The sequence below is a fragment of the Dietzia massiliensis genome, from assembly GCF_018390595.1.
Classification (GTDB): Bacteria; Actinomycetota; Actinomycetes; order Mycobacteriales; family Mycobacteriaceae; genus Dietzia; species Dietzia massiliensis.
Map to the genome: position 1 here is coordinate 1 of NZ_JAHBAV010000135.1, position 735 is coordinate 735.

Annotated in this window: 1 protein-coding gene and 1 pseudogene; both read left to right on the forward strand. The window is 65.9% G+C overall.

The annotated features are described in order from the left end of the window. Positions 1 to 289, forward strand: a pseudogene (locus tag KHA85_RS16480) (transposase); the annotation flags it as partial. Between the two features lie 25 nt (positions 290 to 314). Continuing rightward, entirely contained in the window at positions 315 to 620 is a 306-nt protein-coding gene (locus KHA85_RS16485) for a carboxymuconolactone decarboxylase family protein (protein WP_213186630.1), read from the forward strand. The last annotated feature ends 115 nt before the right edge of the window (positions 621 to 735 follow it).

Genomic DNA, 735 nt, shown 5'->3' on the forward strand with positions numbered 1-735 from the left:
CCTCGGGCAAGCGGGAGGGCAAGATCGCGATGTACAAGCTCCTGCGCTCGATCCGTGCCGGGGTGCCCACCGAACTGCCCGAGCTCGCCCAGCTGGGCCGGTCGCTGTGGAAGCGGCACCGCGAGATCCTCGCCCACTTCGACGTGGGCGCCTGCATGCGGCCCCGTCGAGGCCATCAACGGACGCCTCGAGCACCTGAACCGCCCTAGGTTTCCGCAACCTCAAGCACTACATCTTGCGGTCGCTCATTCACTCCGGACAGCTCCAGAACCGGATCAACGCACTCTAAATCCGGAAGAGCCGGTAATGCCCACGTGGATCGGGCGACCGCCGCCGCGCCCGGCCTGACGCGGGAGTTCCAGCAATTCATCACCGACTACGCGTGGGGCGGTATCTGGACGCGGCCCGGGCTGGACCGCCGGGCGCGCTCGATGATAACGCTGACGGCACTTGTCGCCCGCGGCCATCACGAGGAGCTGGCGATGCACCTGCGCGCGGCCCGCACCAACGGGCTGAGCCTGAACGAGATCCGCGAGCTGCTGCTCCAGACCGCCATCTACTGCGGCGTTCCCGACGCCAACAACGCTTCCAGGATCGCGAAGCAGACGATGGAGGTGTGAACGCGTCGCGAGGTGACGCGTAGGCAATTTCCAGAACTTCGACGGCCTGTGTCTCGTCGTGTGAGTATTTGAAGGCTTGGGGGCCACCGGATATTGCCTTCGGGGGCCAGCAGTA